Source organism: Geobacter psychrophilus (assembly GCF_056821595.1).
This window is the reverse complement of sequence record NZ_JBXDTU010000004.1, coordinates 3,703,490-3,719,765: the sequence shown is the minus strand read 5'-3', so window position 1 is coordinate 3,719,765 and position 16,276 is coordinate 3,703,490. Positions and strand designations below refer to the sequence as shown.

The 16,276-nt window shown below is 57.5% G+C and carries 13 protein-coding genes; 9 read left to right on the top strand and 4 right to left on the bottom strand.

What is annotated here, in order from left to right; all coding sequences use genetic code 11:
- The 4 genes from plsX to malQ all read right to left on the bottom strand — a co-directional run bounded on the left by plsX (window position 1) and on the right by malQ (window position 3,426).
- Window positions 1-1,038: a phosphate acyltransferase PlsX gene (gene plsX / locus ACOCF6_RS19820; RefSeq protein WP_482462049.1), complete on the bottom strand. Its 1,038-nt coding sequence runs from the start codon at window positions 1,036-1,038 to the stop codon at window positions 1-3.
- 32 nt (window positions 1,039-1,070) lie between these two features.
- Window positions 1,071-1,256, bottom strand: a complete 186-nt coding sequence (gene rpmF, locus ACOCF6_RS19815; RefSeq protein ID WP_482462048.1) for a 50S ribosomal protein L32 — start codon at window positions 1,254-1,256, stop codon at window positions 1,071-1,073.
- Between the two features lie 46 nt (window positions 1,257-1,302).
- On the bottom strand, window positions 1,303-1,845 hold the full coding sequence (locus ACOCF6_RS19810; protein ID WP_482462047.1) for a YceD family protein: 543 nt from the start codon (window positions 1,843-1,845) through the stop codon (window positions 1,303-1,305).
- An 84-nt stretch (window positions 1,846-1,929) separates the two neighbouring features.
- Entirely contained in the window at window positions 1,930-3,426 is a 1,497-nt protein-coding gene (malQ, locus tag ACOCF6_RS19805; RefSeq protein ID WP_482462046.1) for a 4-alpha-glucanotransferase, read from the bottom strand.
- 179 nt (window positions 3,427-3,605) lie between these two features.
- Between malQ and ACOCF6_RS19800 the strand changes: the two genes are divergently transcribed.
- The 9 genes from ACOCF6_RS19800 to ACOCF6_RS19760 all read left to right on the top strand — a co-directional run bounded on the left by ACOCF6_RS19800 (window position 3,606) and on the right by ACOCF6_RS19760 (window position 16,262).
- Window positions 3,606-5,792, top strand: coding sequence for a HEAT repeat domain-containing protein (locus ACOCF6_RS19800; RefSeq protein WP_482462045.1), 2,187 nt, complete (start codon window positions 3,606-3,608; stop codon window positions 5,790-5,792).
- Window positions 5,782-6,942, top strand: a complete 1,161-nt coding sequence (locus tag ACOCF6_RS19795) for an HD-GYP domain-containing protein (RefSeq protein WP_482462044.1) — start codon at window positions 5,782-5,784, stop codon at window positions 6,940-6,942. Before ACOCF6_RS19800 ends, ACOCF6_RS19795 begins: the two co-directional genes overlap by 11 nt.
- A 114-nt stretch (window positions 6,943-7,056) precedes the next feature.
- Window positions 7,057-9,657, top strand: a complete 2,601-nt coding sequence (gene clpB, locus ACOCF6_RS19790; RefSeq protein ID WP_482462043.1) for an ATP-dependent chaperone ClpB — start codon at window positions 7,057-7,059, stop codon at window positions 9,655-9,657.
- A gap of 166 nt (window positions 9,658-9,823) precedes the next feature.
- A complete protein-coding gene (gene nuoE, locus ACOCF6_RS19785) occupies window positions 9,824-10,300 on the top strand; it encodes an NADH-quinone oxidoreductase subunit NuoE (protein WP_482462042.1) in 477 nt (158 codons plus the stop codon).
- A 103-nt stretch (window positions 10,301-10,403) separates the two neighbouring features.
- On the top strand, window positions 10,404-12,122 hold the full coding sequence (locus tag ACOCF6_RS19780; protein WP_482462041.1) for a SulP family inorganic anion transporter: 1,719 nt from the start codon (window positions 10,404-10,406) through the stop codon (window positions 12,120-12,122).
- Window positions 12,123-12,260: 138 nt separating this feature from the next.
- Complete coding sequence (locus tag ACOCF6_RS19775; RefSeq protein ID WP_482462040.1) at window positions 12,261-12,560, top strand: c-type cytochrome; 300 nt, start codon at window positions 12,261-12,263, stop codon at window positions 12,558-12,560.
- Between the two features lie 47 nt (window positions 12,561-12,607).
- On the top strand, window positions 12,608-13,876 hold the full coding sequence (gene nuoF / locus ACOCF6_RS19770) for an NADH-quinone oxidoreductase subunit NuoF (protein ID WP_482462039.1): 1,269 nt from the start codon (window positions 12,608-12,610) through the stop codon (window positions 13,874-13,876).
- A 3-nt stretch (window positions 13,877-13,879) separates the two neighbouring features.
- Window positions 13,880-15,784 (top strand): NADH-quinone oxidoreductase subunit NuoG, encoded by a 1,905-nt coding sequence (gene nuoG / locus ACOCF6_RS19765; protein ID WP_482462038.1) that lies wholly within the window; start codon window positions 13,880-13,882, stop codon window positions 15,782-15,784.
- 94 nt (window positions 15,785-15,878) lie between these two features.
- Window positions 15,879-16,262 (top strand): sirohydrochlorin chelatase, encoded by a 384-nt coding sequence (locus ACOCF6_RS19760; protein WP_482462037.1) that lies wholly within the window; start codon window positions 15,879-15,881, stop codon window positions 16,260-16,262.
- Window positions 16,263-16,276: the final 14 nt, after the last annotated feature.

The following is a 16,276-nucleotide window of genomic DNA, read 5'->3' as shown; positions in this document are numbered from 1 at the left end:
TTACGCTATTGCCTGTGCTTTCTGGTTCTCTTTTTGACTGTTAACAACAGCATTTTCAGACAGCTTTTCCGCAACATGTTCGGTAACTCCGCTTCTGGCATACTCATGGGCAAAGCGGATGGCATTTTTGATCGCCTTGATATTGGAACCACCGTGACAGATCATCCCTACGCCGTTGATGCCCAACAAGGGAGCCCCGCCGTATTCGGCATAATCTACAATCTTCTTGAAGCGGTTAAATGCGCCACGCACAAAAAGACCGCCAAGCTTAGAAACCCAGCTTTTCATGATCTCGTTTTTCAGCATCTTGCCGGCGGCATCAGCCAATCCCTCTGACAGCTTGAGTACCACGTTACCCACAAAACCGTCACACACGACCACATCGACGGTACCTTTAAAGATGTCACGCCCTTCGACATATCCGGAATAATTCAGCGAAGTAGCCCGCAGCAGTGCATTGGTCTCGCGGGTAAGCTCGTTGCCCTTGGAGTCCTCTTCGCCATTGGAGAGCAAGCCAACCGAAGGGTTGGGGATTCCCATGGCATAGCGGGCATACACTTCTCCCATAATGGCAAACTGGGCCAGATGAATCGGCTTGCAATCAACGTTACCCCCCACATCGAGCACGAGGGTTTTACCTTTGAGGGTGGGAAATATCTGGGCGATGGCAGGTCGTTCAATGCCGCTGATGCGCTTGAGAACGAACATGCCGGCAGCCATGGTGGCCCCGGAATTTCCGGCGCTTACCGCAGCACAGGCCTTGTTGTCCTTTACAAGGTCGAAGGCCAGCCGCACCGATGAGTTGCGCTTTTTACGCACAGCATCGGAGGCGGAATCGTGCATGCCCACCACTTCGCTGGCATGGAAGATCTCGATATCGAGTCCCGAGGTAGCATGTTTGGCAAGTTCGGCAGCCAGACACGCCTGGTCGCCGACCAGAGTAACCGGAATACCGAATTCACGGCAGGCCATAACGGCACCCTCTACCTCGATTGCAGGCGCGTTATCGCCACCCATTGCGTCGACCGCAACTCTCATTGTTCCCGGCATTGTCACGAAAGCGGGATGGACTACTGAGCTTTGGAAAGGTCGATGACCTCTTTACCCTTATACGTGCCGCAGCTCGGACAGGCGCGGTGGGGGAGCTTGGGGGCTTTGCACTGCGGACAGACGGATACCTGCTGAGGAACCAGAAAGTCGTGGGCACGCCTCATATTCTTACGGGATTTGGAAGTCTTTTTCTTAGGTACTGCCATGTCGTTTCTCCTTTGTGCTGTGGACCGGTACAACCGCCACTGTTGTTTATCTGGATGCTTTGAAATCCTTCAGAGCGCTGAATTTAAGATTGACCGGTTCTCGCGAACAGGTACATGAAGCGGTATTCAAATCGGCCCCGCAGGCGGGGCAAAGCCCTTTACAATCTTCATCACACAGGGGCTTCAAAGGTATGTCCATTGCCACCTGCTCTTCAATTTCATGGGCCAGGTCGATTTCATCACCGCTGTAGGTGGATGCGATCAGGTCATCATCGCATAGTTCGGTTTCATCTTCAACCTCGGCCTGCCGTGCTGTTTCCTTGCGAAAGATAATTCTGAAGGAAGAATCGATGGCCGAAGCATAGGTCACCAAACAGCGGCCGCAGGTAAGGGCCAGGGGAACCTGTACCCGGCCCATGGCCTTCAGGTGGCCAAACTCACGCTCTACCGTCACGTCGGCCGTTACCGGCCCGGTAAAGACACACTCACCGTCGGCCTGCATCCGGGCAAGCACCGGAAAGAAATCAAACGGCTTCTCGACATGCAGTTCATAGGGGGTGTGCTTGATGTGATCAATGCGTATCTTCACGTAGTCAGTCCAGTAGGTCAGGCAAAATAAAGCCAAAATACAAAGCAAGCAAGTATATTCAATGTTGCCTTTTTGTCAAGAAATTTAAACGGATTGATGCCCGCACCTGCCATATAGTTCCAGCTGGTGCCGTATTCGGGCCGCCAGACCCTTATCAACCATATCCCAGCTAAAGCGCCATTCCCAATTCCCATCCGGCGTACCTGGTACATTCATGCGCGCTTCAGTCGGCAACCCAAGAAGATCCTGCAAAGGGACAATGACCGTATCGGCAACGGACACCAGCGCGGCCCGGACAAGATCACCAACCAGGTCTCCGCCGGCGTTTCCCAGATACTCCCGCACCTCCAACTGCTCCCTTTCACTCAGGCCGCCATACCATCCCGCACTGGTATCGTTATCGTGGGTACCGGTATACACCACGCAATTCCTGACATGATTGTGCGGCAGATACGCGTTGGCCGGACCGGAACCGAAGGCAAACTGGAGAATTTTCATGCCGGGAAAGCCATACTGGTCGCGAAGAGCCTCGACTTGGGGGGTAATTACACCCAGATCTTCGGCAATAATGGGCAACGGCCCCAGGGCGGAACAGAGTGCATCGAACAGCTGCCGGCCGGGACCGGCCACCCAGGCGCCCTTGACTGCCGTTTTATGGCCGGCCGGCACGTGCCAGGCGGCCTCGAATCCACGGAAGTGATCAACGCGAATGCAGTCAAACTGGGAGAACATGAATCTGAAGCGCTGTATCCACCAGTCATAGCCCCGTTTTTCCAGCGCATTCCAGTTATAGAGCGGATTGCCCCACAACTGCCCGGTGCTGCTGAAATAATCCGGCGGCACGCCAGCCACGACCGTCGACTTACCGCGCTCATCCAGCAGAAACAGTTCCCGGTTTCTCCACACATCGGCCGAATCATAGGCAACAAAAATCGGAATATCACCGATGATCCCGATGCCCTGTGCGGCGGCGTATGCCCGGATGTGGTACCATTGCCGAAAAAACTGCCACTGCATATATTTCTGGACGCCGATTTCGGGGCCCAGCTCAACAGAGGCCTTTTCAAAGGCTTCCGCATCCAGCAGGGCGGCGGAAGCCGGCCATTGGTACCACGGTTTCCCCTTGTGGCGGTGTTTCAGCGCCATGAACAGGGCATAGTCATGCAGCCAGGGTGTCGTATTACAGAAATGCCAGAATTCTTCCATGCGCGCTGTCCGGCCGGACGCGAAAAAGGCGGCGGCAGCACCATGCAGCGCCTCCATCCTGGCCGGCAGGAGGGTACCGAAATCAACCCGATCCCGAGCAATACTGTCCTTATATACGGGAAGCGGCACGTCGCCCTCACGGGCAAGGGTATCCAGATCGATCAGCAGCGGGTTCCCGGCAAAAGCAGAAAACGCTGAATACGGTGAATTGCCACTTGCGGTGGGATTGAGCGGCAGAACCTGCCACCAGGACATCCCCATACCGGCCAGAAGATCGATAAAATGACGGGCATCATCACCCAGCGTGCCGATTCCACCGGCGCCGGGGAGCGACGTGGGGTGCAGCAGAACACCACATCTGCGACCTTTCTGCATGTTGTACCTCCCGTACGGATCCGATCAAAGTGCTGAATTAAGCATAATCGTCCCTGCTTTGCAAATTAATTTCAACACGCTGTAACGCATTAAAATATATTTTAAAATCATCAAAATTCAGATATCATCCTGCAGCGTACCAATATTCAAACCACCGCCTCTTTTCATTCCCCAGGACTATGGACTCCAACCGGCACAGCGACATACAAAACAGCGGCATCGACATCAGAGTGCTGGCCAGCCTGATCATCGAACTCAATATCTCGCGCCGCAATTTCAAATCCTATCCCAAGGGTCACCCGGTCGTGGAAGGGGCCTTTCAGAAGGTCATTGCGCTCTATAACAAGCTGCTCGATGTGCAGGACGAGATCAGCATCGGTGTCGCCAAAGATGCCCTGATGTTTGGAACATCCGTTCTGGAAAAATCCAATCTGGTCTACCGCGATTTTGCCCGGGTCCTTTTTGAACACGGTATCGGCGTACTGACCCTGCGACGCGGGCTGACAATTAATGAACTGGAAAATTTCAACCTGATACTTGGCTTGAAACGTGATGAAATCAACCGTTACGGCGGCATAACGACACTCTGGGAAAAAGGAAACATCACCTCCCTGGCAATCACGGCCATCAGGTATGATCTTTTCAGAGCATCCGGGGGCGAAACGGATGAAGACCCTTCCCTGAGCTCTGCCGAAGGGATCTGGGAGCGTTTCACACGGGAATTGATGGCTGGAAATATCGATCAAAAAAACGGTCAGACCGAAAAGGATATCGATCCGGAAGTTCTGGCTGTTATGCTTAACAGCACATATGAACGGGCCATGGAAACCCGACAGGAATCCGACTGTATTCAGACAATCTCCGACTTCATACGCCAAGTAAGCTTGAAACCATCAACCCGGGATGCCGCTGCCATGCCCTACAGCAAACTGGCCGTTTTTGTGAGCAAACTCAATCCGCATCTACGCCGTCAGTTTCTCAACAGCACCTTTGATATAAAAAAACCCGATGGAACCCCGGTAGCAGCTGATATTATCAGTGGCATGTCTGCCGATGCGGTGCTTGAAACCCTGGAAGATCTCAATCAGCATCAGGCCGATGTGCCTCCTGTGATTATGAGACTGCTGCAGAAACTGTCCCTGCATGCCGCCAATCATCCTTCCAGCACCCGCATGGACCATATGGCCGAGGAAGACATCCATGAACGGATGCGTACTGTTTTCAAGGAACATGCCTCAGAGGAATTCATTCCCGATGACTACCAGCAAAAGCTCAACACGCTCATTTCAGAAAGCCAGATTCCCCGGATAGGCCCGGGCGATGTCAGCGAGCTCCTGGCCACCGTGGAAGGCAACATGGTGGAAAACAGGATCAGCGACATCATCATGAATATTGTTACCGAAGGTGGTGAAACGCTTGAAGAACGCGAGTTCTTTCTCCAGAACCTGAGCGACATGTTCGGATATTTCCTGCAGACCGGTGATTACGGACAACTGGTTAAAATGATCGATCGCACCAATGACGAAAACTTCCCGATAGATCTCCAGTACCACCTGCGGGAGAACTACGCCCGCCGCGAGTTTCTCGATGAAATCCTCAACGGCCTGACAATCTGGGGCAAAGCACGCTACAGCGACATCAACCTCCTGATCACCAAAATCCGCAGTCCATTCATCGAAGCCCTGCTCGATCATCTGGCAGCCGAAGACAACATGTCGCTGCGGCGCTTCATGATGGACCGCCTGATAGAGATGGGGCCCATGACACGGGTACCTATTTCTCTCCGGCTTGACGACAAACGCTGGTTCGTGCTGCGAAACCTGATCATCATCCTCAGGGCGCACCCCGACAAATCAATCATCCGCCTGATCCGCCCATTAACCAAGCACAGCAACAGCCGGGTGCGGCATGAAGCTCTCAGCACCCTGGTAATGCTCCATGATACCACTGCTGAAAAGCAGGTCCTGCGAGACCTTGACAGCGAGGACCGGGAGACCCTGTTTGCAGCCGTCAGCCTGTCAGAGAAGAGCCTTTTGCCCGATATACACAAAAAACTGCTGGCCATACTGGCCAAAGGCGGATTGACTCCGCTGGAATATGAGCTCAAAAGCGTCGTGGTAAAGGCTCTCGGAGAACTGCGCCGTACAGAGGCACTTCCTGAGTTTGCAAAGATCCTCGGTTCCTCCAGCCTGTTTAACAACAAGACCCTGTCCCGACTGAAACTTGACATCATCCGGGCACTGGAATATTTTCCGTTGCAGATCGTATCACCGCTCATTGAGCGGCTCTGCTCCGGAAAAGACGAGATCGCCCGACAGGCGCAGGAATCTCTCAAAAATATAAAGGGCAAGGTCCATGAGCGCTGATCTTCGCACGGTACAGGAATTCATCCGCCATCTGCTCTCGGCCACGGCCAACGCCTCTCTCTATACCCCCAGCCATCCTCAGGTTACCCGACTGACCGATGCCGCATTCTCCAGCATCACCCAGGTGCTGACAGATATACCCGAGATCACGATCGTTGTAATCGAAGGTGAACTGGTTATAAACGGACAACCGCAGGAGTTCAGCCTCTTTTTGAACCGCTTTGCCGAGATCATGAAAACGCGCGGCATCAGCCATTTGCAGATCGGATCCGGTCTTTCCCGTGATGAAATCGGAAGTCTGATATGCGGGCTTGCGCACTCCGGGGATGCCGCGGATGTTTCATCCAGCGCGCATATGACGCTGGGACAGGTTGCCGTCCATCTGGGGACAGGCTCCGCTACCGGAACTGACACCGTCTCCGAAACCGGTCAGGCAGCGCTCTCCATTCACGACATACCGCAGGAGGAACTGGCGCGCTTTTCGGAAATCTACGAAACAGCAAAACAGCATAAGAAGCTTAAAATATCAGGAATGTTCAACATTGTTTCCGGATTCATCAATGCCTTCCGTCAGGAGGGCGATTCGATGCTGGCCGTGGCATCCCTGCGCGGCAGGGACGAGTATACCTTCACCCACTCCACCAATGTCTGCATCCTCAACATCGCCCAGGCCATGGCCCTGGGTATCGAGGGTCAACTCCTGCACGACATCGGGATTGCAGCCATGCTGCATGACATCGGCAAACTGTTTATCCCCGAAGAGATCCTCACCAAGACGGACAAACTGACGCCAGCAGAGTTCAATATCATGAAGCAGCACCCGACCCTGGGTGCCAAACACCTGCTGGACACCCCGGGAGTACCGCGGCTGGCGATAACAACCGCCTATGAGCATCATCTCAAATACAACCTTTCCGGCTACCCCACGGTGCAGGCCGGCTGGCGACCCGACCTGTGCAGTCAGATGACCATGATCTCCGATTTTTTCGATGCCCTGCGCACCCGCCGCTCATACCGCGAGCCGATGGAGCTTCGCCAGATTGCACGCATGATGTGGAATATGATGGGTACCGAACTGCACCCGGTCCTGACACGAAATTTCCTGCAGATTATCTCCCGCATGCATGACACAGACCTGACAGATCACTAACATCATCCCCTTCCCAATTGCTGCCACGGCACCCGCATCTTGACTTTGCCCCCTTCCATGATTAACTCTTCTATAGCCGGTATATGTGATTACGTGTAAGGGAAGAAGAACACCATGGACTTCAACAAACTGACCCAGAAATCGCAGGAAGCCTTTGCCGAGGCACAGAACAAGGCCGTCACCCAGGGGCACGTGGAGGTGGACGGCGAACACCTGATGTGGGCGCTGCTCGATCAGGTCGATGGGCTTGTGCCGCGCCTGCTGCAGCGCATGGACCTGCGCCCGGAAGCACTCAAGCAAGCTGTTGAAGAGGAACTGAACCGGCGGCCGCACGTATCCGGTCCGGGCGCCGAACCGGGCAAAATCTACGTTTCCCAGCGCCTCAACCGCATCCTGGTGGCGGCCGAGCAGGAAGCCAAGCGCCTCAAAGACGAATACGTCTCGGTCGAACACCTCTTTATGGCCATGCTGGGCGAAGGGGACAAGACCCCTTCCGGCAAGCTGCTCAAACAGGCCGGCATCGACAAGGAAAAATTCCTCAAGACCCTGACCGATGTGCGCGGCAATCAGCGGGTCACCTCCAGCAATCCGGAAGCCAGCTACGAGGCCCTGGAAAAATATGGTCGGGATCTGGTTAAAATGGCGCAAAGCGGCAAGCTGGATCCGGTCATCGGCCGTGACGAGGAGGTACGCCGGGTGATTCGCGTCCTGTCACGCAAAACCAAGAACAACCCGGTGCTGATCGGCGAGCCGGGGGTCGGCAAGACTGCCATCGTGGAAGGGCTGGCCCAGCGCATCGTGCGCGGCGACGTACCGGAAGGGCTCAAGGACAAGACCGTCTTTGCCCTGGACATGGGCGCACTGGTGGCCGGGGCCAAGTATCGCGGCGAGTTCGAGGAGCGCCTCAAGGCGGTCCTGAACGAGATCAAGGAGGCCGAGGGGCGCATCATCCTCTTTATCGACGAACTGCACACCATCGTCGGCGCCGGCAAGGCCGAGGGCTCCATGGATGCGGGCAACATGCTCAAACCGATGCTGGCCCGGGGCGAACTGCACTGCATCGGCGCCACAACCCTGGATGAGTACCGCCAGCACATCGAGAAAGACCCGGCACTGGAGCGACGTTTCCAGCCGGTACTGGTGGAGCAGCCCACTGTGGAGGACACGGTCTCGATTCTGCGCGGCCTGCGCGAGCGCTTCGAGGTGCACCACGGCATCAAGATCCAGGATGCCGCCCTGGTGGCGGCCGCCACCCTCTCCAACCGTTATATCACCGAGCGTTTCCTGCCGGACAAGGCCATTGACCTGGTGGACGAGGCCTGCGCCATGCTGCGCACCGAGATCGACTCCCTGCCGTCCGAGCTGGACACCATCAGCCGGCGGGTGATGCAGCTGGAGATCGAGGAGGTGGCCCTCAAGAAGGAAAAAGACCCGGGAAGCCGCGAACGCCTGGAGGCGTTGCGCCGTGATCTGGCCGATGACCGGGAAAAGGCCAATGCCATGCGGGCCCAGTACGATTCAGAGAAATGCGCCATCCAGCGGGTGCAGGGACTGCGTGAACAGATCGAAAAGACCCGCCGGGATATCGAACAGGCCGAGCGCGCCAGCAACCTGGAGCAGGCCTCCAAACTGAAATATTCCGAACTGCCCGGCCTGGAGACCGCCCTCAAACACGAGGAGGCCAGTCTGGGTGAAAAACAGGGGGGCCAGAAACTGCTGCGCGAGGAGGTGACCGAGGACGAGATCGCCGAGATCGTCGCCCACTGGACCGGCATCCCGGTTACACGACTGGTGGAGGGAGAACGGGAGAAACTGCTGCGGCTGGAGGACATCCTGCACCAGCGGGTGGTCGGGCAGGACGAGGCCGTGCAGCTGGTTTCAGACGCCGTGCTGCGGGCCCGCTCCGGCATCAAGGACCCCAAACGCCCGATCGGCTCCTTTATCTTCCTGGGTCCGACCGGCGTCGGCAAGACCGAGCTGGCCCGGACCCTAGCCGAGGCGCTGTTCGACTCGGAAGAAAATATAATCCGCATCGACATGTCCGAGTATATGGAAAAGTTTGCCGTGTCGCGCCTGATCGGGGCGCCCCCCGGCTACGTGGGTTACGAGGAAGGGGGGCAGCTGACCGAGGCGGTCCGGCGCAAACCGTATTGTGTGCTGCTGTTCGACGAGATCGAGAAGGCCCACCCGGATGTCTTCAACATCCTGCTGCAGATCCTGGACGACGGCCGCGTGACCGACAGCCATGGCCGCACGGTCAACTTCAAGAACACGGTCATCATCATGACCTCCAACATCGGCGCCCCGCACCTGCTGGAGGGGATCACCCCGGACGGTGACATCCGCGAAAGTGCCCGCATTGCCGTGATGAGCGAACTGAAGGGGAGCTTCCGCCCCGAATTTCTCAACCGGGTGGACGACATTGTGCTGTTCAAGCCGCTGCACCTGGACGAGGTCATCCGGATTGCCGACCTGCTGGCGGAACAGCTCAAGCAGCGCCTGAAAGACCAGCGCATAACACTGGAAATTTCCAGCGAAGCCATGCGTTTCATCGCCCGATCCGGTTACGACCCGCTCTACGGCGCCCGTCCGCTCAAGCGTTTCCTGCAGCGGGAGCTGGAGACCCGCGTGGCACGGGCGATCATCGGCGGCAATGTCAAGGAGGGTGGAACCTTACGAGTTGATCTGGCGGAGGGGAAACTGGTCGTAAAATAAAGAACATCTAAAAACAATTAGCCACAGAGAACACAGAGAATAAAATTCAGAAAGTCGGTTTGTTTTTCTCTGAGAACTCTGTGCCCTCTGTGGCTAATGTTGTTTCCAGCCTTACTGACACCAGAAATTCACTTGCCACCCCATGTAAAGCAACTATAATGCCCCCATGATCCCCGACACCCTCCGAAATGAACTGAATCAACGCGTAGCAGGTGCCGTCACCAATCGTGAAGCAGCGGTTGACGTGATGAAGGAACTGCAGCGCCACTACGGCTGGCTGACCGACGAGGCCGTGCAGGAAGCGGCCGATATTCTAGGCCTTTCACCACTCCAGGTGGAAGAGCTGGCCACCTTCTACGAGATGATCTACCGCCGCCCGGTGGGGCGGCATATCATCCACGTCTGTGATTCCATCTCCTGCTGGTCCATGGGGGGTGAAACCCTGATTGAGCGATTCAAGGAGTTGCTGGGGATCGAGGTCGGCAGCACCACCACCGACGGCAGCTTTACCCTGCTCCCCTGCTGCTGCCTGGGCAACTGCGGCAAGGCACCGGCCGTGATGGTCGGCGAACGCCAGTTCGGCCCGCTCTCCCTCGAAGGGGCCGCAGCCCTGTTGACAGAATTGCGCAACACTCCCTCTTAAGTTATTTCCTTGCAGCGGCTACTTGCCTGTCCGCGTCCGTAGTGCTATGGTAAGCAGAATTGATCCTCAGATACATTCAATTTTTCCTGAAAAGAGAACCAGCTTGAAACCATCACTTTTATCCCAATGGCTGCCGAAGTCGATTGAATGCCTCAAAAACTACCGCCGCGCCGACCTGGCCGCCGACATGACCAGCGGCATCACCGTCGGCCTGGTGGCCCTGCCGCTGGCCATGGCCTTCGGTATCTCGTCCGGGGTCACGCCCCAGGCCGGTATCTATACCGCCATTATCGCCGGCTTCCTGATCTCGGCCCTGGGCGGCTCGAAGACCCAGATCGGCGGCCCAACCGGGGCCTTCGTGGTGGTGATCGCCGCCATTGTCGCCAAACATGGTCTGTCCGGCCTGCTGATGGTCACCATGATGGCCGGCGCCATCCTGGTCTTTCTCGGTCTGACCGGACTGGGCAACGCGGTCAAATTCATCCCGCGTCCGGTCATCATCGGGTTTACCAACGGCATCGCCGTCCTGATCGCCTCGACCCAGATCAAGGATTTCCTGGGCTTGCGGGTGGCCGGCAAGGTTCCCAGCGAGTTCATTGAACGCATGCGCTTCATCGCAGAAAACCTGAACAGTGCAGATTATCTGGCCTTCGCCATCGCTCTGGCATCACTGGCAGTGATCCTGCTGGTGCCACGGATCACCAAGCGGATTCCCGGCTCGATCATCGCCCTGCTGGGGGCAACCGCCTGCGTTGGCCTGCTGGGCATTCCGGTGGAAACCATCGGCAGCAAATTCGGCGGCATCCCCACCGGGCTGCCCGATTTCCAGATGCCCGCCTTCCGCATGGACCTGATCATGCCGCTGCTGCCATCAGCACTGACCGTAGCCCTGCTGGCGGCCATCGAGAGCCTGCTGTCGGCCGTGGTGGCCGACTCCATGAGCAACGACCGTCACAACTCCAACGTGGAGCTGGTGGCCCAGGGGATTGCCAACCTGACCGTGCCGCTGTTCGGCGGCATCCCGGTCACCGGCGCCATCGCCCGCACAGCCACCAATATCCGCTCCGGGGCCCGTTCACCCTTCTCGGGCATGATCCACGCCCTGACGCTGCTTGCCATCATCCTGTTCGCCGCCCCCTTGGCACGCTTTATCCCGCTGGCCACTCTGGCGGCGGTGCTGTTCGTAGTGGCCTACAACATGGGAGAATGGCGCGAGATCCCCATGATCCTGCGGCTTAACCGCAAAGAGATCTCCGTCTGGCTGATCACCTTTGTACTGACAGTGGTGGCCGACCTGACCATCGCCGTCGAGGTCGGCATGATGCTGGCGGCCCTGCTGTACATCTATCAGGTTTCGCGAACCACCGTGGTTGCCCCCCTGACCAGCGAGGCCATCGAAAGCGCCAAGGACCATATCGTCCAGGACCTCAATATTCCTGCATATATCAGCATCTTCCACATCCAGGGACCGTTGCTGTTCGGTGCAGCTGAAAAATTGAGCCAACTGTCATATCAGATCGATGATCTGCAGCCGATCGTAATCCTGCGCATGCGCTACATGACCGCCATCGATGCCACCGGCCTGTATGCCATTGAACAGTTTCATGAAAAGCTGCATGAATCCGGCCGGACGCTGCTGCTGTGCGGCACGCGCGGACAACCCAAGCGCTTCATCATTACCTCCAAACTGCCGCGCATCATTGGTGCCCGGAACATCCTGCCCAATATTCGTTCGGCCCTGCACCGTTCAGCGGTTATACATGACAGCTTCGGCGGAATCGGAGAAGAAGCTGCCGCAGGTTTGGCCACTGCAGCGATCTGACATGCTCCCGGGCAGATGCTTGTTTTACAGCACGTGTAATGTTATGCTCCGCCTGAAACGTTATGATGTAAACAGTATGCTGAATTACCTGACAAACCTTCCAATGGAAGGTAACTACACACAATGAGGAGACATGCTATGAACAAAGGAATAATTCTGGCAACGTTGGTGCTTTCCACGGCTATGCTTGTTTCGGCCGCAGCTGCTGCATCTGCAGGCGGAGAGGCGATATTCAAGGCTAAATGCGCTTCCTGCCACCCGGACGGCGGCAATATCATCAAACCCAGCGAGACCCTCAAGGGCATGAAGGATTCCAAAAAGATCGTCAGCAAGATCCGCAAGGGGGGCGGCGGCATGCCGACATTTGACGCCAAGGCCATTTCAGACGCCGATGCAAAGCAGCTGGCCGACTACATCATCAAAACCTTCAAGAAGTAACCCCCTCGTCGGGGGGCATGCGATCTGCCCCCCGATACGTTCATTTCATGGAACAAATCCTGTTCAAGCATAACCGGCCCGACCGGACGGTGACCTTTGACGAATACTGCCGCGAAGGCGGATTTTCTGCCCTGCGCACGGCTCTGGCGGACATGTCGCCCGCTGAGGTGCAGCAGGCGACCATCGATTCCGGACTGCGCGGTCGCGGCGGAGCCGGCTTCCCTACCGGAAGGAAATGGTCGTTCGTGCCCCGCGATCTGCCCGGCCCGCGTTATCTGATCTGCAACAGTGATGAAATGGAGCCTGGCACCTATAAGGACCGTGTGCTGCTGGAAAAAAACCCCTTCCTGCTGATCGAGGGCATGGCTCTGGCCAGTTATGCGCTGGGTGTCGAGCATGCCTTCATCTTTATCCGTCGCGGCTACGAACAGGCTGCCGAAAATCTGCAACGAGGCATTGCCCAGGCGCGCCAGGCCGGGCTGTTGGGCGACGCCATACTCAACTCCGGCTTCAGCCTCAAACTTGAACTGCACCAGTCGGCCGGACGTTACATCTGCGGCGAAGAAACCGCCCTGATGAATGCATTGGAGGGAAGACGGGCCAATCCCCGTGCCAAGCCCCCCTTCCCTGCCGTCAAAGGGTTGTGGGGCCAGCCGACCGTGGTCAACAATGTGGAGACCCTGGCCAATATCCCGGCCATCATAGCCAATGGCCCGGCCTGGTGGCGGGCACAGGCTGCCACACCCGAAGCGGCCGGCACCAAACTGTTCTGCATCAGCGGCCATGTGCGGGTCCCAGACTGTTTCGAATTGCCGCTGGGTATGCCGCTGGGCGAGATCATCGACGGTTCCTGCGGCGGCATGCGGGACGGCAGCAGCTTCAAGGCCTGTATCCCCGGCGGTGCCTCGACCCCCTATTTTACGAAGGAACACTGGCAGGTCCCCATGGATTTCGATCCGGTGGCCAAGGCCGGCTCACGTCTGGGCACAGGCGGTATTATCGTTTTCGACCAAAACACCTGCATGGTGGCGGCCACCCTTAACCTGATCCGCTTCTATGCCCGGGAATCCTGCGGCTGGTGTACCCCCTGCCGCGAGGGTCTGCCCTTTGTACAGCACATCCTGAAACGGATCGAGGCCGGACAGGGCAAGCCCGAAGACATCGGCATCCTGCACGAGCACGTCAATCACCTGAATTTCGCCTTCTGCGCCCTGGCCCCCGGCGCCATGGGACCGGTCGACGGTCTGCTGCGGCATTTTGGGGATGAACTTCAGGAACATATTTCCAGCCAAGCATGCCCGTTTAGGAAGATGTGATCCATGCCGAAACTGATCATCGACAACATAGCGGTAGAGGTGCCCGACGGAACCAATGTATTGGAGGCGGCCCGCAGTATCGGCATCACCATCCCGCACTTCTGCTGGCACCCGGCCCTGGGCAAGGCCGGAGCCTGCCGGGTCTGCGCCGTAAAGCTGCTGGACGGCCCGGTCAAGGGGCTCCAGATGTCCTGCATGCTGCCGGCCCAGGACGGCATGGTGGTCTCGACTACTGACGGGGAAGCACTGGCTTTGCGCAAAAGCGTGATCGAATGGCTGATGATCAATCACCCCCACGACTGCCCGGTCTGCGACGAGGGGGGCGAGTGCCAGCTGCAGGATTTCACAATCGCAGGCGGACACGGCATCCGCCGTTACGACGGCAAAAAGCGGACCCATGTCAACCAGTACCTGGGAAATCAGATCGAGCATGAGATGAACCGCTGCATCCAGTGCTACCGCTGTGTTCGCTTTTATCAGGAGTATGCCGGAGGCACGGATTTCGGCGTCACCGGCCGGGCGGCCAACGTCTACTTCGGACGCCAGCAGGACGGACAGCTGGAATCCCCCTTTTCCGGCAATCTGGTCGATATCTGCCCGACCGGCGTCTTCACCGACAAGACCGCCCGTTTTCGCGCCCGCTACTGGGATTACGACATGGCCCCCTCGGTCTGCCCCGGCTGTTCCCTGGGGTGCAACACCGTCCCCATGGCCCGCTACCGGGAACTGCTCAAGGTCACCGCCCGTAGGAACGACCGGGTCAACGGCTGGTTCATCTGCGATCGGGGCAGGTTTTCCAATGCCGTTGTCAATGCCCCGGACCGGCCGCGACAGGCGCTGGTGGACGGTGAATCTGTAGCAATGGATATCGCTCTGGATGCGCTGACGGAACGGATCAGCGGGTTTCTGGAACTGCATGGCCCCGATGCCCTGGCAATTGTCGGCTCGCCGCGCATGTCCCTGGAAGGCAACATTATGGCCGCCCGTCTGAAAGAGCGACTTGGCGCGGGAACGCTCAGTTATTTCAACACCCCGGGTCAGGCAGGAGCGGCAGGGGCAGCGCTTGCACTACGTTCTGCAGTAAACAGCGCCTCCCAGGAGGATGTGCGCCACGCCGATCTGGTCGTAATCATGGCATGCGACCTGCTGGAGGAAGCCCCCATGATGGCACTGGCCGTCCGTCAGGCCTGGCGCAACGGGGCACGGGTGTTTCTGGTCGGAAGTCATTTCGCAAATGATGCTGCACAGCAGGGTCTGTTCGAATCTGTTTCAGCCGCGTCTCTGTCAGACGTGCCGCTGGCGGGAGCCAAAAGTCCGGTGACCATCTGCGGCACCCGTTGCATATCGTCAGGTGTGATGCAAGCGGCAGCGACCAGTTCCACAAAACTTGCCTTCATCCTGGATGGTCCCAACACCTTTGGCTGCGCCCTGCTGGCCGCTGAGCACGCTGCCGTGCCGCTTGGCCAAGCCATCGCCGACAAACGGGTCAAGGGGATTCTGGTCTTTGAAGCCGACCTGCCCGACAACCTGCCGGATGACATTACCGTTATCGGAGCCGCGGACTGGCTACCGACCGGACTGCTGGCCCGCGCCGCGGTGGCCCTGCCGAGTTGCGCCTGGGTGGAACAGGAGGGCACCTTCATCAACAACGAAGGGCGCGCCCAACGTTTCAAGCAAATCATGCAGCCGGGTCTGCCGATCCGGGGACTCGATCCGGCCGGGCATCCCCCCCGGGCACATCGTCATGATACGCCGGGCGGAGACGTGCTGCCCGCCTGGCAAATCATAGCAGGTCTGCTGGAGCGACTGGGCGATGTTTCGGTCGAGAACCCTCTTTCAGGGCAATGGGAGCAAGTGATGACTCTTGATGCGGAGGGACCTGGCACGCTGCTGAATCGACCGGAATAATGTTTGCCGCAGTAAGCGAACAAAGAATGAACTCATCTGTCTGTTTAAAAACTGATTATCAATGTGTTGTCTATATTTCAATTTGTGAGGATCCATGAAAACTGCAATTCTGATGATGGCCCACGGCAGCCGCATTGCCGAGGCCAATGATGCCGCCCGTGAAGTGGCAGCAATGGTACAGGAAATGACCGGTTTCGATATCGTCGAGGTCTCATTTCGCGAGCTGCACAACCCCAACATCCAGAGCGGCATCGACGCCTGCGTGGCAAAGGGTGCCGAGCGCATCCTGCTGATGCCCTATTTCCTCTTCATGGGGGCCCATGTACAGCATGACCTGCCCGAGGAGATCGAAGAGGCCAAAAAGCGGCACCCCGATCTGATCATGGAGATGGGCGGACACCTGGGGGCTCACCGCAAACTGGCCGAGATTGAAGCCGAACGGATCGGAGAGGCTCTCGACAAACTGGGGTGGCGCTGATGGAGTCGTTGATC

Coding starts and splice junctions, on each gene's coding strand:
- plsX (WP_482462049.1), bottom strand. CDS start 1,038: ATGAGAGTTGCGGTCGACGCAATGGGTGGCGATAACGCGCCTGCAATC.
- nuoF (WP_482462039.1), top strand. CDS start 12,608: ATGGAACAAATCCTGTTCAAGCATAACCGGCCCGACCGGACGGTGACC.
- ACOCF6_RS19775 (WP_482462040.1), top strand. CDS start 12,261: ATGAACAAAGGAATAATTCTGGCAACGTTGGTGCTTTCCACGGCTATG.
- ACOCF6_RS19800 (WP_482462045.1), top strand. CDS start 3,606: ATGGACTCCAACCGGCACAGCGACATACAAAACAGCGGCATCGACATC.
- malQ (WP_482462046.1), bottom strand. CDS start 3,426: ATGCAGAAAGGTCGCAGATGTGGTGTTCTGCTGCACCCCACGTCGCTC.
- nuoE (WP_482462042.1), top strand. CDS start 9,824: ATGATCCCCGACACCCTCCGAAATGAACTGAATCAACGCGTAGCAGGT.
- rpmF (WP_482462048.1), bottom strand. CDS start 1,256: ATGGCAGTACCTAAGAAAAAGACTTCCAAATCCCGTAAGAATATGAGG.
- nuoG (WP_482462038.1), top strand. CDS start 13,880: ATGCCGAAACTGATCATCGACAACATAGCGGTAGAGGTGCCCGACGGA.
- ACOCF6_RS19795 (WP_482462044.1), top strand. CDS start 5,782: ATGAGCGCTGATCTTCGCACGGTACAGGAATTCATCCGCCATCTGCTC.
- ACOCF6_RS19760 (WP_482462037.1), top strand. CDS start 15,879: ATGAAAACTGCAATTCTGATGATGGCCCACGGCAGCCGCATTGCCGAG.
- clpB (WP_482462043.1), top strand. CDS start 7,057: ATGGACTTCAACAAACTGACCCAGAAATCGCAGGAAGCCTTTGCCGAG.